This is a genomic window from Pseudomonas sp. VMV1 (assembly GCF_056790235.1).
In genome coordinates, this window is the sequence record NZ_JBXGSE010000003.1 from 13,348 (window position 1) to 36,919 (window position 23,572).

Sequence of the window (23,572 nt, forward strand, 5' to 3'; positions counted from 1 at the left end):
GCGACTCAAAGGCTGACAAAGAAGCCGGCCAGGGCCGCACTCATCAGGTTGGCCAGGGTGCCGCCAAGCATGGCGCGCAGGCCCAGCTGGGCCAGTTCGTGACGCCGCTGGGGGGCGATGCCGCCCAGGCCGCCGAGTTGAATGGCAATGGACGACAGATTGGCGAAGCCGCAGAGGGCAAAGGTGACGATGACCTGGGTGTGCGCCGACAGGGGTTGTGCCCCGGCCGCCGCGGCCTTGACGGGATCCAGGTAGGTCGACAGATCGGCATAGGCGACGAATTCGTTGAGCACCAGCTTCTGGCCGATGAAGCCGCCGGCTTGTACCGCCTCGCTCCAGGGCACGCCGATCAGGAAGGCGACCGGCGCCAGCAGATAGCCCAGCACCAGCTGCATGCTCAGCTGCGGCAGGCCGAACCAGGCACCGCACCAGCCGAGAATGCCGTTGAGCAAGGCGATCAGGGCGATGAAGGCCAGCAGCATGGCGCCGACCGCCAGGGCAATGCGCAAGCCGACCTGGGCGCCCTCGGCTGCCGCGTCGATGACGTTGGCCGGGCGCTCCTCGCCCTCCCCCAGAGTCTTCATGGCCTGGTCGCGTGGCTGTTCGGTCTCCGGCTCCATCAGCTTGGCCATCAGCAGCCCGCCCGGTGCGGCCATGAAGCTGGCGGCGATCAGGTATTTCAGCTCCACGCCCATGCCGGCGTAGCCCAGCAGCACCGAGCCGGCAACGGCGGCGAAACCGCCGACCATGATGGCGAACAACTCCGAGCGGGTGAGTTCGGCGATGAAGGGCCGTACCACCAGAGGCATCTCCGACTGGCCGAGAAACAGGGTGGCGGTTACCGTGGTGGATTCCACCCGGCTGGTGCCGAGCAGCGTCTGCAGCGCGCCGCCTACTAGGCGGATGATCCAGCCCATGATGCCCAGGTAGTAGAGCACCGCGATCAGGCTGCCGAAGAAGACGATCAGGGGCAGGACCCGCACGGCGAAAACGAAGCCGCCGTTACCGAAGTACTCGAACATCCTGGGGCCGGCCAGGCCGCCGAAGAGAAATTCGATGCCCTTGTCGGCATAGAGCTGCAGCGACGAGACGGCGCCGGATACGCTGCCGAGCACCTGCTGGCCCCAGGGGATGTAGAGCACGAACAGGCCGAGACCGGCCTGCAACAGAAAGGCCGCGAGCACGGTGCGCAGCCGAATGGCGCGCCGCTGGCGAGAAAAGGCGATGGCGATCGCCACCAGCAACAGCATGCCCAACACAGAGATCATCAGCAAACTCCTAACAGGATCGCCTGAGCGCGGCGATCGATGGGCGACAAGCGCAAGCAAGGCGCCTGCCAGATCCTGTCCGACCGATCAGCTTTTGGCCGACTCATCAGTCAACCAGGCGCAGCGGTTGGTCCAGCTGCACACCTGCAGGAGAGAGGCGTGCCCCATAAGCCAGCACCTGCACGCCCTGACGGCGGGCCTCGCCCAGGGCCAGGGCATAGGCCGCATCGATTTCCGCCGCCGGGCGTACCGCCTCGATGCCTTCAAGCAGCACGCAATAGAGCAGTACCGCTCGCTCACCGGCCGCGGCCAGCGCCGCCAGTTCGCGCAGATGGCGGGCACCGCGGGTGGTCACCGCATCGGGAAAGGCGGCGACCGGAGTATCGGCGAAGCCCAGGGTGACACTCTTCACCTCCAGGTACAGCGGACCCGCGGGATATTCCAGACGGAAATCGGCGCGACTGTTTTCCAGGCCGTAGGCCACCTCCCGGCGCAGGGCGGTGAAGCCCGCCAGTTCGGCAATGCCGCCGGCCAGCAGGGCTTCTTCCACCAGGCGATTGGCCCGGGCGGTATTGATGCAGGCCAGGCGGCCGTGGTCCGTCTCGACCAGCTCCCAGGTGCCGGGCAGTTTGCGTTTTGGCCCACTGGCCCGGCTGAACCAGACCCGGGCGCCGGGTGGCTGGCAATGAAGCATGGAACCGGTATTGGGGCAGTGCAGGGTCAGCACCTCGCCACCGGCGGTCTCGATGTCGGCAAGAAAGCGCTTGTAGCGGCGCAGCAGGCGCCCTTCTTCCAGCGGCGGCTCGAACCTCACCGCGCGCCCCAGCGCTGCAGGCCCTGGGCGATGCGGGCGACGGCCTCTTCCAGACGCGGCAGCGACTGGGTGTAGGCGAAGCGCACATGGGTGTCGGCACGGTGGCGACCGAAGTCCAGGCCGGGGGTGATGGCCACGTGCTCGGTCTCCAGCAGGAACTGGCAGAAGGCATAGGCATCGCCACCGAAGGCGGAGATGTCGGCATAGAGATAGAAGGCGCCCTCGGGCTCGACGGCGATCTCGAAGCCCAGCCCGCGTAGCGCCGGCAACAGGTAGTCGCGGCGACGGGCGAACTCGGCGCGGCGCTCTTCGAAGATGGCCATGGCCGCGGGGGTGAAACAGGCCAGGGCAGCCTGCTGGGCCACGGTGGAGGCACTGATGTAGAGATTCTGCGCCAGCTTTTCCAGCTCCGGCACGGCCGCGCGCGGCGCCACCAGCCAGCCGAGCCGCCAGCCGGTCATGCCGAAGTACTTGGAGAAGCTGTTGAGCACGAAGGCCGAATCGTCCACTTCCAGCACGCTGGGGGCGTCCAGACCATAGGTCAGGCCGTGGTAGATCTCGTCCACCACCAGATGGCCACCACGCGCCTTGAGCGCTGCCGACAGCGCGGCGAGTTCGTCGCGATCGAGCAGGGTGCCGGTCGGATTGGCCGGCGAGGCCACCAGGGCGCCGACGCTGTCCGGCTGCCAGTGCTGCGCCACCAATTCGGGGGTGAGCTGATAGCGCGTATCGGACCCGACCGGGATCAACTGGGCTGCGCCCTCCACCAGACGCAGGAAGTGACGATTGCAGGGGTAGCCAGGGTCCGCCAGCAGCCAGTGGCGACCGGGATCGACCAGCAGGGCACTGGCCAGCAGCAGGGCGCCGGACCCACCGGGGGTGATCAACACCCGTTCCGGATCGAGGTCGACGCCATAGCGCTCGCCATAGAAGGCGGCAATGGCGCGACGCAATTCCGGCAGGCCGCGAGCCGCGGTGTAGCGGGTCTGGCCCGCCGCCAAGGCTGCCTGGCCCGCGGCCACCACGGGGGCGGCGGTGGTGAAATCGGGCTCGCCGATCTCCAGGTGGATGACGTCGTGCCCGGCGGCCTGGAGCTGGTTGGCGCGCTCCAGCAAGGCCATCACATGGAAGGGCTCGATAGCCCGGCTGCGCGCGCTGTAGGAATTGGACATGGACGGGGTCCGAACTTGTGGCGAAGGCGAGATTCTAACCAAGGCTTCGCAGGCCGGCATCCGCCGCGTCCGGCGGAGCGCCAGCAAGGAGCGGGAGGCCGGTAGTAGCGCCCCCTGGAAGCTTCTGGTAAGTTCGCCCGCTTGCATCCGCAGGGCGGCTGGCCAGTCGAGAACATATTCAGCCTGGCGTCGGCAATGCGCGGGACGCCATCGGCAGCCACAGACCCCGGGCGTTCCATCATGGAGAGGCCTGGAGACGCATCCAGCCTGTGGACAGGATCAGCGAAAGTGAGAGGGTCAATCATGCCCAGCGAAGCAAATCAGCAGAACAATCATCTGGCCCGTGGCTACGAACCCTACCAGCCTGCCAAGGGCGAGGAATACATGAGTGAGCGCATGCGCGCCCACTTCACCGCCATTCTGAACAGGTGGAAGCAGGAGCTACGCGAAGAAGTCGATCGCACCGTGCACCACATGAAGGAAGAAGCGGCCAACTTCGCCGACCCCGCCGATCGCGCGACCCAGGAAGAGGAATTCAGCCTGGAACTGCGTGCCCGCGACCGTGAGCGCAAGCTGATCAAGAAGATCGACGAGACGCTGCAGCTGATCGAAGACAACGAATACGGCTGGTGCGACTCCTGTGGCGTGGAAATCGGTATCCGTCGCCTGGAAGCCCGTCCGACTGCCAGTCTGTGCATCGACTGCAAGACGCTGGCCGAGATCCGCGAGAAGCAGACCGGGACCTGAGTCCGACGGTCTCACCGACGAGGGCGCTACGGCGCCCTTTGTTCTTTCCGGCATTCACAGGATGAGCTATGTCCAGGCGCCCCTATGTCGGTCGTTTCGCCCCTACACCCAGCGGCTATCTGCACTTCGGCTCCCTGGTCGCCGCCCTCGCCTCCTACCTCGACGCCCGTGCCGCGGGTGGCCGCTGGCTGGTGCGCATGGAGGACCTGGACCCACCCCGTGAGGTCCCTGGCGCCCAGGCGGCCATCCTCACCACCCTGGAAGCCTATGGCTTCGACTGGGACGGTCCGGTGCTGCGCCAGAGCGAGCGCCTGGACGCCTATCGCACCACCATCGCGCAATGGCTGGCCAGTGGCCTGGCCTATGCCTGCGACTGCTCACGCAAACAGCTCGAAGGCACTGGCGGCCTCTATCCCGGCCACTGCCGCAATCGCGGCCTGCCAGAGACGGGCGCCGCCATCCGCATCCGCGTACCCGAGCTGGAATACCGTTTCGCCGACCGGGTGCAGGGCGACTTCCGCCAGCACCTGGGCCGCGAGGTGGGCGACTTCGTCATCCAGCGGCGCGATGGCCTGATCGCCTATCAGCTGGCCGTGGTGATGGACGACGCCCTGCAGGGCGTGACCGACGTGGTGCGCGGCGCCGACCTGCTGGACTCCACGCCACGTCAGCTCTATCTGCAGGAACTCCTCGGCCACCCGGCGCCGCGCTATCTGCACGTCCCCCTGCTGATCCAGCCCGATGGGCACAAGCTGGGCAAGCGCTATCGCTCGCCGCCGCTGCCACCCGAACAGGCCGGGGCCCTGCTGGTGCGCGCCCTGCGCACCCTGGGCCAGCCGACTCACGCGGCGCTGGCCGAGGAAGCACCGGCCAGCGTACTCGCCTGGGGCGTCGCCCACTGGGATGCCAGCCTGATCCCGCGGGTGTCCCAGCTGGCCGAGGCGCAGTTGCCCGCCTAGTAATTGGGCCAGAGTCCGGGGGTCGCCAACTCCAGCAGATGCCCATCCGGATCGCGGAAATACAGACTGACCGCACCACGCGGCCACTGGGTGCGCTCCTCAATGGGCACCCCGGCCGCTTCCAGCTGCACCACCCAAGGCTCCAGCTCTTCCGCTGCGATAGCCAGGGCCAGATGCTGGCAGCCCTGGGCGCCATGGGGCGGAATGCAGCCGCCTGGCAGCCTCACCGGTTGCTCGGTGGTGCCCCGCTGGAACAGCAGCAAGACACTGGCACCCACGGCGTAGGCGGCCAGGCGTTCATCGGCGAACATCGGGGCCAGTCCCAGTACCCCCTCGTAGAAGCGCCGTGCCTTGGGCAGATCGGCGGCGTAGAGCGCGGTCTCCAGCACGGCAGCGAGTCGGGGTCGGGTCATCGTCTTTCTCCTGCGAGCAAAGAAGCCTTTACGGTAGAGCCGTCACGCTCCGGGGTACACCGCTTTTGCTTTACCATGGCGCCATCGCCGTTCGGGAACCGCGCATGTACATCTACCGGCTGGTCCTGCTCCTCGTGGTAGGCATCTATCTGTTCTCCCCCGCCATCATGGATTGGTGGATCGCTCCCAGCGGCGCCTGGTATCGCCCCTACCTGCTGTGGCTCATCCTCATCGTGGTGACCTTCATCCTGCAGAGCCAGCGCGATGCCGACGAGCTTTAGTCTGTCCCAACTGGTCCTGATCAGCGCCGGCTACCTGCTGATCTTCTTTGGCGTCGCCTGGATAACCGAGAAGGGCTGGGTGCCGCGCCGCCTGGTGCGCCATCCGCTGATCTACACCCTGTCGCTGGGGGTCTATGCCAGCGCCTGGGCCTTCTATGGCACCGTGGGCCTGGCCTACGACTACGGCTACGGCTTTCTCGCCTACTACCTGGGTCTGTGCGGCGCCTTTCTGCTGGCGCCGGTGCTGCTCTATCCCATCCTGCGGCTGACCCGCGCCTACCAGCTGGCGTCCTTGGCCGACCTCTTCGCCTTCCGCTTCCGCAGCACCTGGGCAGGCGCCCTGACCAGCCTGGGCATGCTGATCGCGGTGCTTCCCCTCCTGGCACTGCAGATCCAGGCGGTGGCCACCAGCACCGGGATCCTGGTGCAGGCCCGCGCTCAGGACGCCCCGGCGCTGGGCTTCTGCCTGCTGATCACCCTCTTCGCCATGCTCTTCGGCGCGCGCCAGATCAACTCCAAGGAGCGTCACGAAGGCCTGGTGGTGGCCATCGCCTTCGAATCCCTGGTCAAGCTCCTGGCGCTGGGCATCGTCGGCGGCGTCACCCTCTATACCGTGTTCGGCGGGCCCAACGGCCTGGAGACCTGGCTGCAGCAGAACCAGAGCGCCCTCTCGACCCTGCACACCCCGCTGCAGGAAGGCCCCTGGCGGATCCTGCTGCTGGTGTTCTTCGCCGCGGCCATCGTCACCCCACACATGTACCACATGGCCTTCACCGAGAACCTCAGTCCCCAGGCGCTGGTCAGCGCCAGCTGGGGCCTGCCGCTGTTCCTGCTGCTGATCAGCCTGGCGGTACCACCGATTCTCTGGGGCGGCCTGGCGCTGGGTTCGCCGACGCCGCCGGAGTACTTCACCCTCGGTGTGGGCCTGGCGCTGGACAATCCGCTGCTGGCGCTGGTGGCCTTCGTCGGTGGTCTGTCGGCGGCTAGCGGCCTGATCATCGTGGTGACCATGGCGCTGTCGGGCATGCTGCTCAACCACATCGTCCTGCCGCTCTACCAGCCGCCCACCGACGGCAACATCTATCGCTGGCTGCGCATGACCCGCCGCATGCTGATCGCCGCCATCATCCTTGGCAGCTACGGCTTCTATCGCCTGCTGCAGGGCCATGGCGATCTCTCCAGCCTGGGCATCGTCTCCTTTGTCGCCACCGTACAGTTCCTGCCCGGCGCGCTCTCGGTGCTCTACTGGCAGACGGCCAATCGCAAGGGCTTCATCGCCGGCTTGCTGTGCGGCCTGGGCCTGTGGTTCCTGAGCATGCTCATGCCGCTGGTGGCCGACATCAATCCGCTGCATATCGGCGTTTTCAGCTATCGCATCAGCGCCAGCAACTGGCACCTCGCCGCGGTGGCCTCGCTGACCGTCAACGTGCTGGTGTTCGCCTTGGTCTCGCTCTTCACCGAAGCCAGTGAAGAAGAGAAGAGCGCCGCCGAGGCCTGCGCGGTGGACAACGTCCGCCGTCCGCAACGCCGCGAACTGGCGGCCAGCTCGCCCCAGGACTTCGCCGCCCAGCTGGCCAAGCCGCTCGGTGCCAAGACCGCGCAGAAGGAGGTCGAGCGGGCCCTGGCCGATCTGCTGCTGCCCTACGACGAGCGCCGTCCTTATGCCCTGCGCCGTCTGCGCGATCGCATCGAGGCCAACCTGTCCGGCCTGATGGGCCCGCGGGTCGCCCAGGACATCGTCGAGACCTTTCTGCCCTTCAAGGCGGAAAGCGAGGCCTATGCCACCGAGGACATCCACTTCATCGAGAACCGCCTGGAAGACTACCAGTCACGCCTGACCGGTCTTGCCGCCGAGCTGGACGCCCTGCGCCGCTATCACCGGCAGACCCTGCAGGAATTGCCCATGGGCGTCTGCTCCCTGGCCCGGGACCGCGAGATCCTCATGTGGAACCGTGCCATGGAAGACCTCACCGGCATCGACGGCGCCCGGGTGGTGGGCTCGCGCCTGAGCGCCCTGCCCAACCCCTGGCAGGACCTGTTCGAACGCTTTCTCGCCGAGCCGGCGCAGCAGCACCTCTACAAGCAGCGCCTCTCCCAGGAGCACGAACAGCGCTGGCTCAACCTGCACAAGGCGACCATCGACGAACCCCTGGCGGTGGGCAGCAACGGCACCGTGCTGGTGGTGGAAGACATCAGCGAGACCCAACTGCTGGAAGACCGCCTGATCCATTCCGAGCGGCTCGCCTCCATCGGCCGCCTGGCAGCGGGCGTGGCCCACGAGATCGGCAATCCCGTCACCGGCATCGCCTGCTTGGCGCAGAATCTGCGCGAGGAGCGCGAGGCGGACGAGGAGATCGACGAGATCAGCAGCCAGATCATCGAGCAGACCCGCCGCATCACTCGCATCGTCCAGTCGCTGATGAGCTTCGCCCATGCCGGCGGGCGCCAGCAGGCGCACGAACCGGTCTGCGTGGCCGAGGCGGCCCAGGAGGCCATCGCACTGCTCTCGCTCAACCGGCAGAGCGTGGATGTCGACTTCTTCAACCTCTGCGATCCCGAGCACTTCGTGCAGGGCGATCCACAGCGCCTGGTGCAGGTCATGATCAACCTGCTATCCAACGCCCGCGACGCCTCTCCCGCCGGTGCGCCGATCCGGGTGCGCAGCGAAGCCCATGGCCAGACCGTGACCCTGAGCGTCGAAGACGAAGGCAGCGGCATCCCCAAAGCCATCATCAGTCGCCTGTTCGAACCCTTCTTCACCACCAAGGATCCGGGCAAGGGGACAGGGCTTGGCTTGGCGCTGGTCTATTCCATCGTAGAAGAGCATTATGGTCAGATAATGATCGATAGTCCTACCGACCCCGTGACCGGCCAGGGCACCCGCATTCGGGTACTGCTGCCGCGCTATCTCGGGTTGCCGGAGGCGCCGTGACGGACCCATCCGCCTGCTGGATGGATCTGCTAAAGCATTCGGAAGTCCAGACGACCGCGACAAGACACGCTGCCTGGCGTGGGTTGTCTTGCCTTCCCGTAAGAGAGCGCACTTGATGGCCCATATCCTGATTGTCGAAGACGAGAAGATCATCCGCTCGGCGCTGCGGCGCCTGCTCGAGCGCAACCAGTTCCGCGTCAGCGAGGCCGGTTCCGTGCAGGAAGCCCAGGACCTCTACGACGTACCCAGCTTCGATCTCGTCATCAGCGATCTGCGTCTCCCTGGCGCGCCCGGCACCGAGATGATCGATCTCGCCAAGGGCAAGCCGGTACTGATCATGACCAGCTACGCCAGCCTGAGATCGGCGGTCGACTCCATGAAGCAGGGTGCGGTGGACTACATCGCCAAGCCCTTCGATCACGACGAGATGCTGCAGGCGGTAGCACGCATCCTGGTAGAGCGTGAGCAGCGCCCAGCGGTTACCGCCGAGGAAAGCGTCACGCCGCCGCCGGCCACCGGCGAGATCGGCATCATCGGCAACTGCGCACCGATGCAGGATCTCTTCGGCAAGATCCGCAAGGTCGCCCCCACCGATTCCACCGTGCTCATCCAGGGCGAATCGGGTACCGGCAAGGAGCTGGTGGCGCGCGCCCTGCACAACCTGTCGCGGCGCGCCAAGGCGCCGCTGATCTCGGTCAACTGCGCGGCCATCCCCGAGACCCTGATCGAATCCGAACTCTTCGGCCACGAGAAAGGCGCCTTCACCGGTGCCAGCGCCAGCCGCACCGGCCTGGTGGAAGCGGCCGACGGCGGCACCCTGTTTCTCGACGAGATCGGCGAATTGCCGCTGGAAGCCCAGGCACGCCTGCTGCGCGTGTTGCAGGAGGGCGAGATCCGCCGCGTCGGCTCGGTGCAGTCGCAAAAGGTCGATGTGCGCCTGATCGCTGCGACCCACCGGGACCTCAAGGGCCTGGCCAAGATCGGCCAGTTCCGCGAAGACCTCTTCTATCGCCTCAATGTCATCTCCCTGCGGCTGCCCGCCCTGCGCGAGCGTGGCGGCGATGTCATGGAGATCGCTCGGGTATTCCTCGCCCGCCAATCGGCGCGCATGAGTCGTCCGGGGCTCAAGTTCGGTGCCGAGGCCGAAGCCGCCATCCGCCATTACACCTGGCCGGGAAACGTGCGCGAACTGGAGAACGCCATCGAGCGCTCGGTGATTCTCAGCGAAGGGCAGGAAATCAATGCCGATCAGCTGGGCATCGATGTCGAGCTCGGCGAGCTGGACCTGGCCGACAGCTATCTGGATCCGCTACCCACCTCTGGCCTGGGCAACGGCAACGGCGCCCATGAGCCCACCGAGGATCTGTCGCTGGAAGACTACTTCCAGCACTTCGTGCTCGAACACCAGGACCACATGACCGAGACCGAGCTAGCCCGCAAGCTCGGTGTCAGTCGCAAATGCCTGTGGGAACGACGTCAGCGCCTGGGCATCCCCCGGCGCAAGGCCAGCGCCAGCAGCGACGCCAGCTGAGGCTGGCCAGGGGCGCGTGATTCTTCGCGGCGCCCCGCGGTAACACCTCCTCCTCTCCCCTGCACATCCTTTGCAATGTGTTACCGCCGTAACAGGAAGCGGGTTCAGCGGTAACGAAAATCCGCCTGTAGCCATTAGGCAAAAGGGCTACATTTTTTCCAAGCCACTGAAATTAAAGGCTTTTTAAAAACTGGCACGGCATCTGCTTTATGTTCTGGCACAACAACAATAAAAACGTATCTCACTCCATAACAAAAACAAGACGTAGCGACTCCAGCACAACAAGAACAAGCAGGCGGAGGCGTAGCTAACTGATCATTTTGGAGAAGAGTCGTCTTGCGGGATGCTCCGCGCGATGTCAGGACAGAGAACAACAAAACTGCCCCAAGGCAGCACCCGTACCAGGCACTGCAGGAATGATCCTGACGACCTCAGCTTCCAAAGTAATCCGTTTGCTCTTGGCTCTAGACTTCAGAGCCTTTCCGGCGGCCGGTATCCGCACGGGACAGACCACACAAGAAAAACAAAAGGTCTGGATAAACAATAAAAACAAAGCACGTACCACTTTGGGGGGGAGCTTCGGCTCCCCCAGTGCCTTTGACAGCCTCCCCTCCCTCGTTCAAGATCCCCTCCTTATCTATTGCGCAACGGCATCAATTCGTGCCCAGATTGCGTATAGCCGTCTCTCCAAACAGAAACTCGCATGCTGAAGAAGCTCATCCAGACCTTGCGCTCGCCCCTGCGACGTACTCCGTCCGCGCCTGCCTTGCCCATCGAATTGCCCCGCAGTCAGCATGCTCTGGAACGAGAGCGAATCAGTCGTCACGCCCTGAGCGTCGTTGATCGACTGGAAAAAGCGGGTTATCAGGCCTATCTGGTCGGCGGCTGCGTCCGCGACCTGCTGCTTGGCTTCGAGCCCAAGGATTTCGATGTCGCCACCAGCGCCACGCCCGAACAGGTGCGCGCTGAATTCCGTAACGCCCGGGTGATCGGCCGCCGCTTCAAGCTGGTTCACGTGCATTTCGGTCGAGAAATCATCGAGGTCGCGACCTTCCGCGCCAATCATCCCACCGGCGACGCCGAGGACGAGGCCCAGGGCTCACGCCATGAAAGCGGCCGGATCCTGCGCGACAACATCTACGGCAACCAGGAACAGGATGCCGAGCGGCGCGATTTCACCATCAACGCGCTCTACTACGATGCCAGTGGCGAGCGCATCCTAGACTACGCCAACGGCGCCCAGGACATCCGCCTGCGCCAGATCCGCCTGATCGGCAATCCTGAGCAGCGCTACCTGGAAGATCCGGTGCGGATGCTCAGGGCCGCACGCTTCGCCGCCAAGCTGGATTTCCAGATCGAGACGGCTACCGCCGAGCCCATCAGCCGCCTGGCGCCGTTGCTGCGCGACATTCCGGCGCCGCGGCTGTACGACGAGATCATCAAGCTGCTGCTTGGCGGCAAGGCGGAGCGCACCTTCGAGTTGCTCTGCCAGTACGGCCTGTTCGCTCCACTGTTCCCTGCCAGTGGCGAAGCCCTGGAGCGCGATCCGGAGTACGCCGGTACGCTGATCCGGCAGGCACTGGCCAATACCGACACCCGCATCCGCGAAGGCAAGCCGGTCACTCCGGCCTTCCTGTTCGCGGCCCTGCTCTGGCCGGCGCTGCCCGAGCGCGTCCGTCATCATCAGGAGCGTGGTCTGCCGCCGATTCCAGCGATGCAGGAAGCCGCTCACGACCTGACCCTGCAGCAGTGCCAGCGCACCGCCGTGCCCAAGCGCTTCACCATGCCCATGCGCGAGATCTGGGACATGCAGGAACGCCTGCCCCGCCGTCAGGGCAAACGCGCCGATCAGCTGCTGGAGAATCCGCGCTTCCGCGCCGGTTATGACTTCCTGCTGCTGCGCGAGAGCGCAGGTGAGGAAACCGGTGGACTCGGTGAATGGTGGACGCGCTATCAGGAAGTCGGCGACAGCCAGCGGCGCGAGATGATCAAGAACCTCAGCCGGGAAGACGGCGCGCCCGCCAAGCGCCGTCGTCGTGGCGGCAGCAATCGCAAGCGGCGCACCTCGGATGCCCCCACGGCCGGCGACGAATGATGGAGCGGGTCTATCTCGGTCTGGGCAGCAACCTGGCCGAGCCCCGGCGGCAGCTGGACGCGGCCCTGGAAGCCCTGGCCCAGCTGCCCGCTAGCCAGTTGATCGCGGTCTCCGCCTTCTATGCCAGCGACCCCCTGGGACCGCCCGACCAGCCGCGCTATATCAATGCCGTCGCGGCCCTGGATACCTGCCTCGCGCCCCTGGCGCTGCTCGACGCCACCCAGGCCATCGAGCAGCAGCAAGGCCGCGTGCGCAAGGATGAACGCTGGGGTCCGCGGACCCTGGACATCGACATCCTGCTGTTTGGCGAACGGCTGATCGACGAGCCACGTCTGCAGGTCCCCCATTACCATCTGCAGGCCCGCGCTTTCGTGCTCTATCCGCTGGCAGACCTTGCGCCCGAGCTGCAACTTCCCGACGGCCGCCGCCTGCCAGACCTGCTGTCCGCCTGTCCTTTCGAAGGTCTGGAGCGACTGGTAGCGTCGTTACCTACCCGGTAACACACCAGTAACACCGAGCATTGACTTGTGCCGGATGCGCCGGGACTATAGCAGCCGTTTTCGCGCGGCCGACCCGCGCCCGCGGCGCCAGACAACAACCATAGCGCCGTCCCACGAGGACCCTTGCATGCCTGATATCAGCCTCACGACCCTTCAGGGGCTCAAGCAGCGTGGCGAAAAGATCGCCATGCTGACCGCCTACGATGCCACCTTCGCCCAGGCCGCCAGCCAAGCCGGCGTCGAGATGCTGCTCATCGGCGATTCTCTCGGCATGGTGCTGCAGGGTCACGACAGCACCCTGCCGGTGACCCTCGACGACATGGTCTACCACACCGCCTGCGTCAAGCGTGGCCACGCCGGTGCCTTCATCGTCGCCGACCTGTCGTTCATGACCTATGCCACTCTGGAACAGACCCTGACCAGCGCCGGCCGCCTGATGCAGGCAGGCGCGCAAATGGTCAAGCTCGAGGGTGACGCCTGGCTGGCCGAGCCGATTCGCCGTCTGGCCGCCAATGGCGTACCGGTCTGCGCCCACCTGGGCCTGACGCCCCAGTCGGTGAATGTCTTCGGTGGCTTCAAGGTGCAGGGGCGTGACCCGCTACGGGCTCAGCAGCTACGCGATGCCGCTCGCGCGCTGGAAGAAGCCGGCGCGGCCATGCTGCTGCTGGAGTGCGTGCCTTCGGCGCTGGCCGAGGAAATCACCCGGGCCGCCCGGGTACCGGTGATCGGCATCGGCGCCGGTCCCGCTACCGATGGCCAGGTGCTGGTGCTACACGACATGCTCGGCCTGGCCCTGCGTGGCCGCACGCCGAAGTTCGTGCGCAATTTCATGGCCGGTCAGGACAGCATCCAGGCTGCCCTGGCGGCCTATGTCGCCGCCGTCAAGGACGGCAGCTTTCCTGCTCCCGAACACGGATTTTCCGCATGAAGACGGTCCATAGCGTCCGCGAATTGCGCGCCGCCGTTGCCACTGCGCGCCGTCAGGGTCTGCGCATCGGCCTGGTGCCGACCATGGGCAACCTGCACGCTGGCCACATCGCTCTGGTGGATACCGCCCGCCAGCACGCCGACTTCGTGGTGGCGAGCATCTTCGTCAACCCACTGCAGTTCGGAGCCGGCGAGGATCTGGACACCTATCCGCGCACACTCGCGGAAGACAGCCGTCAGCTGAACGAGGCCCATTGCGACCTGCTGTTCGCGCCGGCGGTTGGCGAGATGTATCCCAATGGCATGGACGGCCTGACCCGGGTGAGGGTGCCGGGCGTGTCCGAAGGCCTCTGCGGCGCCCGCCGCCCTGGCCACTTCGAAGGCGTGGCCACCGTGGTCACCAAGCTGTTCCAGATGGCGCAACCGGACGTGGCGGTCTTTGGCGAAAAGGACTATCAGCAGCTGGCGGTGATCCGCAAGCTGGTCCAGGACCTGGACATGCCCATCGAGATCGTTGCCCAACCCACGGTACGGGCCACCGATGGCTTGGCCCTGTCATCGCGCAACGGCTATCTCGATGACGGTCAGCGCGCCAGTGCGCCCTGCCTGTACAGCCTGCTCAGGCGCCTGGCCGATCAGCTTGCCGCTGGCGCCGTGATAGAGCCGGTCCTGGCCGCGGGTGTCGCCGAACTGCAAGCTCAGGGGCTTAAAGTCGACTACCTGGAGTTGCGCGAGCAGTCGAGCCTGCAACCGGTCGGACCAGACGCCCGCGAGCTGGTCCTGCTGGTGGCGGCCTACCTTGGCCAGACCCGCCTGATCGACAACCTGAGCTTTCGCCGCAGGCCCCGAGTGTGATGCAACCGAAGGTTAGCTCACCCAAACCTGCTCAGACCCTGGAAGCCTGGAACATACCGGGCTTTTTCATGCTCGAAGCGCGGCGCCACGCCAGGCGTCGCGCGGCAGCCGACTTTCCCTTGCAAGCCACCGGCTTGTGGGGCACAACAGCAAACAAGAGCCACCAAGGAAAAGCCTACCCATGGAGTACTATCAACATCCCCTCGACGTGACCCAGCTCGCCTCCTGGAAAGCGCTGCAAGAGCACCGCAAGGCCATGCAGAACTTTCGCATGCGCGACGCCTTCGCCGCCGACCCGCAGCGGTTCACGCAGTTCTCCCTGAACACCAGTGGTCTGTTCCTCGACTATTCCAAGAATCTCATCACCGAGCAGACCCGTGAGCTGCTGGTGAACCTGGCCCGCGAAGCGGGCTTGGAAGGCGCCATCCGTACCCTGTTCGACGGTGCCTACGTCAACTCGTCCGAACACCGCCCCGCGCTGCACACCGCACTGCGCCGTCCGGTAGGCGACAGCGTCGAGATCGACGGCCAGGACATCATGCCCGAGGTGCATCGGGTCCTGAACCAGATGACCGCGCTGGTCACCCGCATCCACAACGGCCTCTGGCGCGGCTACACCGAGAAGCCGATCACCGACGTGGTCAATATCGGCATCGGTGGTTCCTTCCTCGGCCCGCAGCTGGTGTCCGAGGCGCTGGTGCCCTTCACCCAGCGCGGCGTACGTTGCCACTACCTGGCCAACATCGACGGCAGCGAATTCCGCGAGGTGACCTCCAAGCTCGCCGCCGACACCACCCTGTTCATCGTCTCCTCCAAGTCCTTCGGTACCCTGGAGACGCTGAAGAATGCCCAGGCCGCGCGCGCCTGGTGCCTGGCCCAGGGCTGCCCGGAGCCGGAGCTGCACAAGCACTTCATCGCCGTCTCCAGCAACGTCAAGATGGCGGTGGAATTCGGCATCGCCGAAGAGAATATCTTTCCCATGTGGGACTGGGTCGGCGGGCGCTACTCGCTGTGGTCGGCCATCGGCCTGCCCATCGCCCTGGCCATCGGCATGTCCAACTTCAAGGACCTGCTGGCCGGCGCCTATGCCATGGACCAGCATTTCACCAGCGCGCCCTTCGAAGAGAACATGCCGGTGCTGCTGGGCCTGCTCGGGGTCTGGTACGGCAACTTCTGGGGCGCGACCAGCCACGCGATCCTGCCCTACGACCACCACCTGCGTAACTTCGTGAAGCACCTGCAGCAGCTGGACATGGAGTCCAACGGCAAGAGCGTGCGTCAAGACGGCTCGCCGGTGAGCATGGAAACCGGCCCGGTGATCTGGGGCGGCGTCGGCTGCAACGGTCAGCACGCCTACCACCAGCTGCTCCACCAGGGCACCCAACTGATCCCTGGTGACTTCATCGTGCCGGTGGTGAGCCACAACCCGGTGGCCGATCACCAGCAATGGCTCTATGCCAACTGCCTGTCGCAGAGCCAGGCGCTGATGCTGGGCAAGACCCGCGAGGAAGCCGAGAAGGAACTGCGCGAGAAGGGCATGGGCGAAGCCGAGATCGCCAAGCTGGCGCCGCACAAGGTGATTCCGGGCAACCGCCCGAGCAACACCCTGGTGCTGGAGCGCATCTCGCCGCGGCGCCTGGGCGCGCTGGTGGCGCTGTACGAGCACAAGGTGTTCGTGCAGAGCGTCATCTGGGGCATCAACTGCTTCGACCAGTGGGGCGTCGAACTGGGCAAGGAGCTGGGCAAGGACGTCTACCAGCACATCATCGGCCGTAGCGAAGGCAAGGCCGACGATGGTTCGACCCAGGGCCTGATTGACTACTTCCGCGGTCGTCACCGCGGCTGATCGCCTCTGCTCTCTCGAAAAGCGCCGCTCTGCGGCGCTTTTTTCGTTTTGTCGTCCCGCTGAACCCCATCGGGCCATCCGGGCCTAAACTAGGAGCACAACAACACCAAGAAGGAGCCGGCCATGAGCCACCGCTATCCCGTGCCCGAGAGCCTGAGTGCGCGCACCCATCTCGATGAAGCCCGTTATCGCGAGCTCTACCAGCGTTCGGTGGACCAGCCGGAACGCTTCTGGAGCGAGCAGGCCAGCGCCCTGCTCGACTGGTCACGCACCTGGGACGAAGTCCATAGCGGCGATATGCGCGAGGGGCGTACCCGCTGGTTCAGCGGCGGTCAGCTCAACGTCGCCTACAACTGCATTGATCGCCACCTCGCCGCCCGCGGTGACCAGACCGCCATCGTCTGGGAAGGTGACGACCCCGCCGACAGCCAGACCATCACCTATCGTCAGCTGCACGAACACGTCTGCCGCCTGGCCAATGTGCTCAAGGCGCGCGGGGTGAAGAAGGGCGACAGGGTCTGCCTGTACCTGCCGATGATCCCCGAGGCGGCCTACGCCATGCTGGCCTGCGCCCGCATCGGTGCGGTCCATTCGGTGGTATTCGGCGGCTTCTCGCCCGAGGCATTGCGTGATCGCATCCTCGACTCCGACTGCCGGGTGGTGATCACCGCCGACGAGGGCGTGCGCGGTGGCAAGCGCGTCCCGCTCAAGGCCAATGTCGACAAGGCCCTGGCCAAGTGTCCGGACGTCCACACCGTGGTGCTGGTCGAGCGTACCGGCGCCGCGGTGGGTCGACAGGAAGGTCGCGACCTGCCCTATGCCCAGGCCGTGGCCGACGTCTCCGTCGACTGCCCGGCGGAGCCCATGGACGCCGAGGATCCGCTGTTCATCCTCTACACCTCCGGCTCCACCGGCAAGCCCAAGGGCGTGCTGCACACCACCGGGGGCTATCTGCTGGGCGCCACCTTAAGCTTCAAGTATTTGTTCGACTATCACGAGGGGCAGGTCTTCTGGTGCACTGCCGACGTCGGCTGGGTGACCGGCCACAGCTACATCGTCTACGGGCCCCTGGCCAACGGCGCCACTACCCTGATGTTCGAAGGCGTGCCGAGCTATCCCGACGCCAGTCGCCTCTGGCAGGTGGTGGACAAGCATCAGGTCAATATCTTCTATACCGCTCCCACTGCCTTGCGCGCCCTGATGCGGGAGGGCGACGAGCCGGTACAGCGCACCTCGCGGCAGAGCCTGCAACTGCTGGGCAGCGTCGGCGAGCCCATCAATCCTGAGGCCTGGGAGTGGTATCACCGGGTGGTGGGCGAAGGTCGCTGCCCCATCGTCGACACCTGGTGGCAGACCGAGACCGGCAGCATCCTCATCGCGCCGCCTCCCGGTGCCCTGGCGCTGAAGCCAGGTTCGGCCACCCTGCCCTTCTTTGGCGTCCAGCCGGTCCTGCTGGACGAACAGGGCAAGGAAATCGACGGTCCCGGCAGCGGCGTGCTGGCGATCAAGGCCAGCTGGCCAAGTCAGATCCGCACCGTCTATGGCGATCACCAGCGGTTGATCGACACCTATTTCAGTGCCTATCCGGGCTACTACTTCACTGGCGATGGCGCACGGCGGGACGAAGACGGCTACTACTGGATCACCGGGCGGGTGGACGACGTGCTCAACGTCTCTGGCCACCGCATCGGTACGGCGGAAGTAGAAAGCGTGCTCACCGAGCATGCGGACGTGGCCGAGGCGGCCGTGGTGGGCTGCCCGCACGAGGTCAAGGGGCAGGCGGTCTACGCCTTCGTCACCACCAAGGGCGGGGTAACGCCGAGCGATGAACTCAAGGCTCGGCTGCGTCAGCAGGTAGCCGACGAGATCGGTAGCTTCGCCAAGCCGGAGTTCCTGCAATGGGCGCCGGCGCTGCCCAAGACTCGCTCCGGCAAGATCATGAGGCGCATCCTGCGCAAGATCGCCTGCGACGAGCTGGACAGCCTGGGCGATACCTCGACCCTGGCCGACCCGTCTGTGGTCGACAGCCTCATCGACGCTCGTCTCAACCGTGCCCCGCAGGGCTAGGCAGCAGCCCAAAGAAAAGCCCCGCCTAGGCGGGGCTTTTTTCTACCAGCGGCCTTAGTGGGCTGCTTGCATCCGGTGCTTCAGGTCACGCATGCGATCATGGGTCGCACGAGCCTTTTCGAGCTGGCTGCGCAGGCTGGCCTGGGCATCCGGCGTGGCATGTTCGTTCACGGCACGTTCCAGCGCGTGCAACAGGCGGTCTTCCTGTTCTTCCAGTTCACTGACGTAGGTGACCTCTTCCTTTTCCTTGCTGGCAAAGGAGGTTTTGACGTCGGTGTAGTACTTGCGGAAGCTGCCGGCAAAGGTGCCTTGCTCGGCGGGCTTTTCACCAGCGGCCGATACCTGGCTGCTCAGGGCGCTGATGATCTCGCCCTTGCTCTGGGCGATCTCGGTGAACAGGGCCTTGAGTTCGGGATTCTTCACTTCGGTGAGGGCGTGCTCGTAGAAATTCTTGCCGTCACGGGCGATCTCGATCAGATCGTTGAGGGTTTCGGTCGTGTTGGTCATGTCAGTTCTCCGGGGTGAAGGACAAAGGGTGATGGCAGCGTGCGACGCTGCCATCGTGCCGGGGTTACCAGGCGTTCTTACTGAGCGGCTTTCAGCGCGTCAGCCGAGACAGCCTTGACGCCCTTGATGGCCTTGGCTTCTTTGATCGCCAGGTCGCGCTGGGCTTCGGTAGCCACGGTGCCGGACAGGGAGACGACGCCCTTGTTGGTCTCGACCTTGATCGAGGTGCCCTTGATGTGTTCGTCAGCCAGGAAAGACGCCTTCACCTTGCTGGTGATCCAGGTATCGGATGCGGCTTCTTCGGTCTTGTCCATGGTGTTATTAGCGGCCAGGGTCATGTCCTGGCTGGTGGCAGCGAAGGCACCGCCGGCCAGCGGCAGGCTCAGTACGGAAGCGGTGACGGCAGCGAGGGCGAAAGTACCGAAAGTCTTTTTCATGAGATGACTCCTGTTTTCCTTGGTTGTACTGCGCTCAGGTCCTGGCAGCAGCGACCTAGATGTAGAGCGCAACGGTCGCAATGAATTCCAAACCCATAAAAAGTTATTAAAAATCAATAACTTATATATATTTCATCTTGCTAGCCAGCAGGCAAAATGCAAGAAAGGTGAAAATTCGTCTGGTAAATTGCACGAGGTCAGACGACTCTGGGTGGGACGTCTAGCCCGGGTAGTTGCCCACGTGATGCGTCGACCGATGCCGCACGATAGAAAGAGGGATTGCCGGGTGGCCAAACCAGAACTGCTGCACCTTTATCCGGTCAATGCTGAACTGAACCCGACACCTACGATCGGGCCTTGAGGATCCGGGATGCGGCCTCTTTCTCCTGCGCGCATTGCCCTGATTTATCTGTTGCTGAGCGCCCTCTGGGTGATCGGTAGCGATGGGCTGCTGCATGTCCTGGTCGGCGATCAGGACAGTGCCTATCCTTGGCATACCTTGAAAAGCCTGGGCTTCATCAGCCTGTTGTCGCTGGTCCTGTATGGACTGATGCAGCGACAGGTCAGGCATCGCGAAGGGTTCATCGAAGAACTGCAGACCCAGCGCGGTACCCAGGATTTCATCCAGCGACTCACCAATACCGGCGACTGGCAGTTGCTGCCCGATGGCCGCCTGCTCTGCTCCGAACGGACCCTGGTGATGCTGCACCAGCCCAAGGACAGCGATCCGCTGGATTTCGCCACGGTAGTGGCCTGCGCGCGCGCCGAGGATCGCGACCATGTCCGCAGCATGCTCGAACGCCTGCAGCACATGCAGGGGCCGCTGAATTTTTCCGCGCACTTCGATGACGGCGAAGGCAGTTGGCGCTGGCTCAACTGGCAGAGCGACTTCGACGAAGCTGGCGTTACCCGCGGTGCCCTGGTCGACATCACCAGCCACAAGCTGGCCGAGCAGGCCCTGCAGGACAGCCAGAGACGCTATCGCGAACTGGTCCAGCATCTGCCGCTGGTGATATTCGCCAGTGACCACCGCGGCCGTTGGCAATTCCTCAATCCCGCGTGGGAAAGCCTGACCGGTCAACCTCCGGCCCAGCAACTCAACCACCCCCTGGACCAGGCCTTTCATCCCCAAGATGGCGCCCGGCTGCGCCAGCTGGTCGCCGATTTCGCGGCGGGTCAGCGCCTGCATTGGAACGGCGTGGTGCGGCTGCGGCAGTCGGTGGAAAGCCACCGCTGGATGCAGATGGAATTGCGCGCCGGCCTCGATGGCGAAATCCAGGGCACCCTGACCGACATTCATCACGACTACCAGGCGCAGCAGTTACAGCAGGCCCGCAGCGACGTGCTCGACGACCTGCTCACCGGCCTGCCGTTGGCGGAGATCCAGCAGGGCATCGCCTTGCGACTGGAACGTATCTATCCCGAGATGCGCGTCGCCCTGCTGCTGGACGATCAGGGCGAGCACCTGCGCGTCGCTGCGGCGCCCAGCCTGCCGCCCGCCTTTCAGGCGGCGCTGGAAGGTGTCCCCCGCGGTCGCCACGACCAGGGCTGCTGTTCCGCCGTCACCGACAATGCCCCCGTGTTCACCATCCACATCGAACTGGATCCGGCCTGGCAGCTCCTGCTGCCGGCAGCCCTGGCGGCGGGCATTCGCGGCGCCTGGGCACTGCCCCTGCAGGACGAGCAACAGCGCGCCGTGGGCGCGCTGGGGATCTACTATGGCGAGGCGCGGCTACCCGAGCCGGAAACCCAGACCCTGATCACCGAGTTCACCCGCCTGGCGGTGCTGGCCATTCGGCAACAGCGCGCCGTCCAGGCCCAGCGAGCCAGCGAAGCTCGCTACCGCAGCATCTTCGAACAGGCCTATACCGGCATCATGCTGAATGACCTGGACGGCCACTGGCTGAGCATCAATCATCACTTCTGCCAGATGCTCGGCTATTCGCAACCGGAATTGCTGCAACGCGACATCGCCTCGGTGACTCATCCGGAAGAGCGTGCCCTCGGCGCCGCGTTGCGGAAACAGCTGATCGATACCGGCCAGGATCGCTACACCCTGGAAAAGCGCTATCTGCATCGCAGCGGCCAGCCGGTGTGGGCCAACGTCACCACCCGGCTGATCCGCGATGATCAGGGTCTGCCGCAGTATTTCATCAGTACCGCTCAGGACATCACCCTGCGCAAACAGCAGCAGGAGAGCCTGCGCCAAGCCGCGGCGATGTTCGAGAACAGTCGCGATGGTCTGCTGCTGCTGGACGAGCGCCGCTGGATTCTGGCGGTGAATCCGGCCTTCGCCCGGCTGCTGGGCGCCCAGGAGGGCACCCTGCTCGGCCAGCGTCTCGGGCTGCCCAGCGGGGGCCGGCAGGATCAGCGCTTCTATCGCGAGCTTTGGCGCACCGTACGCCGCGAGGGTCGCTGGGAAGGCGAACTGCTCTGGCCCCGACTGGATGGCAGCACCTTTCCGGCCTGGACCACCATCGACACCCTCTATCCCCGGGAAAGACGGCAATACACGGTCACGGTCAGCGATACCACTCGGCTGCGGGAGAGCGAGGCGCGCCTGAGCCACCTCGCCCACCACGATCCGCTGACCGACCTGCCCAACCGCCTGCTGGCGCGTACCCACCTCGAACACGCGCTGGCCCTTGCGGAACCCCAGGAATACCTGGTCGCCGTGCTGATTCTCGACTTCGATCACTTCCGCACGGTCAACGAAAGTCATGGCCATGCCCTGGGCGACGAACTGCTGGTGGAATTCGCCGCTCGCTTGCGCGCCCTGCTCAGCGAGGACATCACCCTGGCCCGCATCGGCGGTGATGAATACCTGGTCATCATCGAGCGCCTGGACCGCCCCGAGTTCGCCGCCCAGATCGCCCAGGCGATGCTCAACAAGCTGGAGCAGCCCTTCCACCTGAGCGATCACGACATCTACCTCAGCGCCAGCATCGGCATCAGCCTGTTTCCTGATGATGGCAGAATCGCCGACGACCTCATCCGCAATGCCGATACCGCCATGCACCAGGCCAAGGATCAGGGCCGCGATACCTTCCGCTTCTATACCCAGGCTCTCACCGAGCAGTCACGGCGACGGCTGAATCTGGAATCGCGGCTGCGCACGGCGCTCAAGCGCGGCGATTTCGTCCTGCATTACCAACCGCTGATGAGCGTGAACTCGGCCCAGACCATCGGCGTGGAGGCCCTGGTGCGCTGGCAGGACCCGGAACTGGGGCTCATCCCGCCTACCGAGTTCATTCCCCTGGCCGAAGAGACCGGGCTCATCGTGCCGCTGGGCGACTGGATCATCGAGAGCGCCTGCCAGCAGATGCGCAGCTGGCAGGAGCAGGGACTCGAACTGGAGACCCTGGCAATCAACATCTCGCCCCGGCAATTTGCCAAGCGTGACTTGGCCAGTACCATCTCTCGCGCCCTGGCGCGCAGTCGCCTGCCCGCCGAGAACCTGGAATTGGAGATCACCGAAGGCACCCTGATGGACAACGTCGAGGAAGCGCTGATGTCCCTGGCGACCCTCAAGACGCTCGGGGTGCGTATCGCCGTGGACGACTTTGGCACCGGCTACTCCTCGCTGGCGTACCTGCGCCGCTTTCCGCTCGACAAGCTCAAGATCGATCAGAGCTTCATGCACGAACTGCGCAGCGACAGTGGTACCCACAGCAGCCAGGCCATCGCCGCCGCCATCGTTGCCCTCGGTCAAGGCCTGGGCTTGGACGTCCTGGCCGAAGGGGTGGAGACCACCGAGCAATGGGACATCCTGCGCAAGCTGGGCTGCCAGCAGTGCCAGGGTTTCCTGTTCAGTCCGCCGTTGCCTCCCGAGGAGTTCGCCGCCTGGTATGCCGAGCGGCAACGCGCACGTGCATAGCCAGCGGACTGACGAATGTCACTATTCTGCAATCAAAACCGCTCTAGACTCGGGTTTCCACTTTTCGTCTGTCCCAGAGGGTATCAGCATGAAGATCGTGGTTCGTCCCCTGCGCAAGTCCACCACCAGTGCCTGGCAGGTCTGCCTCGACAAGCAGACCATCACCTTTCTTAGCGAAGCGGATGCCCGTAGTTACGTGGCGACCCTGGAGGCGCGTATCGCCGCGCCCCACCCGCTGCCCCAGCGCGAGACCGCACTCGGAGTCGCAGCCTCGCTCTAGCCACGACGACGTTAGTCCTGCGTCATGCACCTTGCCCTGCTCAGGCGTTACCCGCCTGGGTAAC

General features: G+C 65.0%; 19 protein-coding genes. 13 read left to right on the forward strand and 6 right to left on the reverse strand.

Annotation, left to right across the window (positions count from 1 at the left end; translation table 11 throughout):
* Positions 1–5 precede the first annotated feature (5 nt).
* The 3 genes from ACUCV0_RS10090 to ACUCV0_RS10100 form a co-directional block, all read right to left on the reverse strand.
* Complete coding sequence (locus ACUCV0_RS10090; RefSeq protein ID WP_482212594.1) at positions 6–1,268, reverse strand: NupC/NupG family nucleoside CNT transporter; 1,263 nt, start codon at positions 1,266–1,268, stop codon at positions 6–8.
* A 106-nt stretch (positions 1,269–1,374) separates the two neighbouring features.
* Entirely contained in the window at positions 1,375–2,082 is a 708-nt protein-coding gene (sfsA, locus tag ACUCV0_RS10095; protein WP_482212595.1) for a DNA/RNA nuclease SfsA, read from the reverse strand.
* Positions 2,079–3,254 (reverse strand): pyridoxal phosphate-dependent aminotransferase, encoded by a 1,176-nt coding sequence (locus ACUCV0_RS10100; protein ID WP_482212596.1) that lies wholly within the window; start codon positions 3,252–3,254, stop codon positions 2,079–2,081. The genes sfsA and ACUCV0_RS10100 overlap by 4 nt, the downstream gene beginning before the upstream one ends.
* 303 nt (positions 3,255–3,557) lie before the next feature.
* Here ACUCV0_RS10100 and dksA point away from each other — a divergent pair, with 303 nt between their 5' ends.
* Both dksA and gluQRS read left to right on the forward strand, forming a co-directional pair.
* On the forward strand, positions 3,558–4,001 hold the full coding sequence (gene dksA / locus ACUCV0_RS10105; protein WP_059313338.1) for an RNA polymerase-binding protein DksA: 444 nt from the start codon (positions 3,558–3,560) through the stop codon (positions 3,999–4,001).
* 68 nt (positions 4,002–4,069) lie between these two features.
* Positions 4,070–4,960: a tRNA glutamyl-Q(34) synthetase GluQRS gene (gluQRS, locus tag ACUCV0_RS10110; protein ID WP_313648438.1), complete on the forward strand. Its 891-nt coding sequence runs from the start codon at positions 4,070–4,072 to the stop codon at positions 4,958–4,960.
* On the opposite strand, the gene ACUCV0_RS10115 is transcribed toward gluQRS, so the two are convergent.
* Positions 4,957–5,373 carry a VOC family protein gene (locus ACUCV0_RS10115; RefSeq protein WP_482212597.1) on the reverse strand — a complete coding sequence of 139 codons (417 nt, stop codon included), beginning with the start codon at positions 5,371–5,373 and terminating at the stop codon, positions 4,957–4,959. The two genes, gluQRS and ACUCV0_RS10115, sit on opposite strands and share 4 nt — an antisense overlap.
* A gap of 104 nt (positions 5,374–5,477) precedes the next feature.
* Here ACUCV0_RS10115 and ACUCV0_RS10120 point away from each other — a divergent pair, with 104 nt between their 5' ends.
* The 9 genes from ACUCV0_RS10120 (at position 5,478) to acs (ending at position 18,407) form a co-directional block, all read left to right on the forward strand.
* The gene (locus tag ACUCV0_RS10120; protein ID WP_007159707.1) at positions 5,478–5,654 is read left to right on the forward strand and encodes a hypothetical protein; all 177 of its coding nucleotides are present in this window, start codon (positions 5,478–5,480) and stop codon (positions 5,652–5,654) included.
* Positions 5,638–8,586, forward strand: coding sequence for a sensor histidine kinase (locus tag ACUCV0_RS10125; protein ID WP_271653728.1), 2,949 nt, complete (start codon positions 5,638–5,640; stop codon positions 8,584–8,586). The genes ACUCV0_RS10120 and ACUCV0_RS10125 overlap by 17 nt, the downstream gene beginning before the upstream one ends.
* A 115-nt stretch (positions 8,587–8,701) precedes the next feature.
* Positions 8,702–10,117, forward strand: a complete 1,416-nt coding sequence (locus ACUCV0_RS10130) for a sigma-54-dependent transcriptional regulator (RefSeq protein WP_271653727.1) — start codon at positions 8,702–8,704, stop codon at positions 10,115–10,117.
* Positions 10,118–10,820: 703 nt separating this feature from the next.
* Entirely contained in the window at positions 10,821–12,212 is a 1,392-nt protein-coding gene (locus ACUCV0_RS10135; protein ID WP_482212598.1) for a polynucleotide adenylyltransferase PcnB, read from the forward strand.
* Positions 12,212–12,712, forward strand: coding sequence for a 2-amino-4-hydroxy-6-hydroxymethyldihydropteridine diphosphokinase (gene folK / locus ACUCV0_RS10140; RefSeq protein WP_313648435.1), 501 nt, complete (start codon positions 12,212–12,214; stop codon positions 12,710–12,712). Before ACUCV0_RS10135 ends, folK begins: the two co-directional genes overlap by 1 nt.
* Positions 12,713–12,839: 127 nt before the next feature.
* On the forward strand, positions 12,840–13,640 hold the full coding sequence (panB, locus tag ACUCV0_RS10145) for a 3-methyl-2-oxobutanoate hydroxymethyltransferase (RefSeq protein ID WP_313648434.1): 801 nt from the start codon (positions 12,840–12,842) through the stop codon (positions 13,638–13,640).
* Positions 13,637–14,494: a pantoate--beta-alanine ligase gene (panC, locus tag ACUCV0_RS10150; RefSeq protein ID WP_482212599.1), complete on the forward strand. Its 858-nt coding sequence runs from the start codon at positions 13,637–13,639 to the stop codon at positions 14,492–14,494. Before panB ends, panC begins: the two co-directional genes overlap by 4 nt.
* A gap of 181 nt (positions 14,495–14,675) precedes the next feature.
* Entirely contained in the window at positions 14,676–16,340 is a 1,665-nt protein-coding gene (gene pgi, locus ACUCV0_RS10155; protein WP_059313329.1) for a glucose-6-phosphate isomerase, read from the forward strand.
* Between the two features lie 123 nt (positions 16,341–16,463).
* On the forward strand, positions 16,464–18,407 hold the full coding sequence (gene acs / locus ACUCV0_RS10160) for an acetate--CoA ligase (RefSeq protein WP_482212600.1): 1,944 nt from the start codon (positions 16,464–16,466) through the stop codon (positions 18,405–18,407).
* A 54-nt stretch (positions 18,408–18,461) separates the two neighbouring features.
* Here acs and ACUCV0_RS10165 read toward each other — a convergent pair whose 3' ends face one another.
* Both ACUCV0_RS10165 and ACUCV0_RS10170 read right to left on the reverse strand, forming a co-directional pair.
* Positions 18,462–18,914, reverse strand: a complete 453-nt coding sequence (locus ACUCV0_RS10165) for a PA2169 family four-helix-bundle protein (protein ID WP_271653721.1) — start codon at positions 18,912–18,914, stop codon at positions 18,462–18,464.
* A gap of 77 nt (positions 18,915–18,991) precedes the next feature.
* On the reverse strand, positions 18,992–19,351 hold the full coding sequence (locus ACUCV0_RS10170) for a BON domain-containing protein (protein ID WP_323148440.1): 360 nt from the start codon (positions 19,349–19,351) through the stop codon (positions 18,992–18,994).
* A 370-nt stretch (positions 19,352–19,721) separates the two neighbouring features.
* Here ACUCV0_RS10170 and ACUCV0_RS10175 point away from each other — a divergent pair, with 370 nt between their 5' ends.
* Positions 19,722–23,228 carry a bifunctional diguanylate cyclase/phosphodiesterase gene (locus ACUCV0_RS10175; protein WP_482212601.1) on the forward strand — a complete coding sequence of 1,169 codons (3,507 nt, stop codon included), beginning with the start codon at positions 19,722–19,724 and terminating at the stop codon, positions 23,226–23,228.
* A gap of 88 nt (positions 23,229–23,316) precedes the next feature.
* The gene (locus ACUCV0_RS10180; protein ID WP_323148442.1) at positions 23,317–23,508 is read left to right on the forward strand and encodes a hypothetical protein; all 192 of its coding nucleotides are present in this window, start codon (positions 23,317–23,319) and stop codon (positions 23,506–23,508) included.
* The last annotated feature ends 64 nt before the right edge of the window (positions 23,509–23,572 follow it).

Excerpts from the sequence above, each read along its gene's own strand:
- folK (WP_313648435.1), top strand. The coding sequence starts at position 12,212 with ATGGAGCGGGTCTATCTCGGTCTGGGCAGCAACCTGGCCGAGCCCCGG.
- ACUCV0_RS10175 (WP_482212601.1), top strand. The coding sequence starts at position 19,722 with ATGCGGCCTCTTTCTCCTGCGCGCATTGCCCTGATTTATCTGTTGCTG.
- ACUCV0_RS10170 (WP_323148440.1), bottom strand. The coding sequence starts at position 19,351 with ATGAAAAAGACTTTCGGTACTTTCGCCCTCGCTGCCGTCACCGCTTCC.
- ACUCV0_RS10120 (WP_007159707.1), top strand. The coding sequence starts at position 5,478 with ATGTACATCTACCGGCTGGTCCTGCTCCTCGTGGTAGGCATCTATCTG.
- ACUCV0_RS10115 (WP_482212597.1), bottom strand. The coding sequence starts at position 5,373 with ATGACCCGACCCCGACTCGCTGCCGTGCTGGAGACCGCGCTCTACGCC.
- dksA (WP_059313338.1), top strand. The coding sequence starts at position 3,558 with ATGCCCAGCGAAGCAAATCAGCAGAACAATCATCTGGCCCGTGGCTAC.
- ACUCV0_RS10180 (WP_323148442.1), top strand. The coding sequence starts at position 23,317 with ATGAAGATCGTGGTTCGTCCCCTGCGCAAGTCCACCACCAGTGCCTGG.
- ACUCV0_RS10135 (WP_482212598.1), top strand. The coding sequence starts at position 10,821 with ATGCTGAAGAAGCTCATCCAGACCTTGCGCTCGCCCCTGCGACGTACT.
- ACUCV0_RS10090 (WP_482212594.1), bottom strand. The coding sequence starts at position 1,268 with ATGATCTCTGTGTTGGGCATGCTGTTGCTGGTGGCGATCGCCATCGCC.
- acs (WP_482212600.1), top strand. The coding sequence starts at position 16,464 with ATGAGCCACCGCTATCCCGTGCCCGAGAGCCTGAGTGCGCGCACCCAT.
- panB (WP_313648434.1), top strand. The coding sequence starts at position 12,840 with ATGCCTGATATCAGCCTCACGACCCTTCAGGGGCTCAAGCAGCGTGGC.
- ACUCV0_RS10100 (WP_482212596.1), bottom strand. The coding sequence starts at position 3,254 with ATGTCCAATTCCTACAGCGCGCGCAGCCGGGCTATCGAGCCCTTCCAT.
- ACUCV0_RS10130 (WP_271653727.1), top strand. The coding sequence starts at position 8,702 with ATGGCCCATATCCTGATTGTCGAAGACGAGAAGATCATCCGCTCGGCG.
- ACUCV0_RS10165 (WP_271653721.1), bottom strand. The coding sequence starts at position 18,914 with ATGACCAACACGACCGAAACCCTCAACGATCTGATCGAGATCGCCCGT.
- gluQRS (WP_313648438.1), top strand. The coding sequence starts at position 4,070 with ATGTCCAGGCGCCCCTATGTCGGTCGTTTCGCCCCTACACCCAGCGGC.
- pgi (WP_059313329.1), top strand. The coding sequence starts at position 14,676 with ATGGAGTACTATCAACATCCCCTCGACGTGACCCAGCTCGCCTCCTGG.
- panC (WP_482212599.1), top strand. The coding sequence starts at position 13,637 with ATGAAGACGGTCCATAGCGTCCGCGAATTGCGCGCCGCCGTTGCCACT.
- ACUCV0_RS10125 (WP_271653728.1), top strand. The coding sequence starts at position 5,638 with ATGCCGACGAGCTTTAGTCTGTCCCAACTGGTCCTGATCAGCGCCGGC.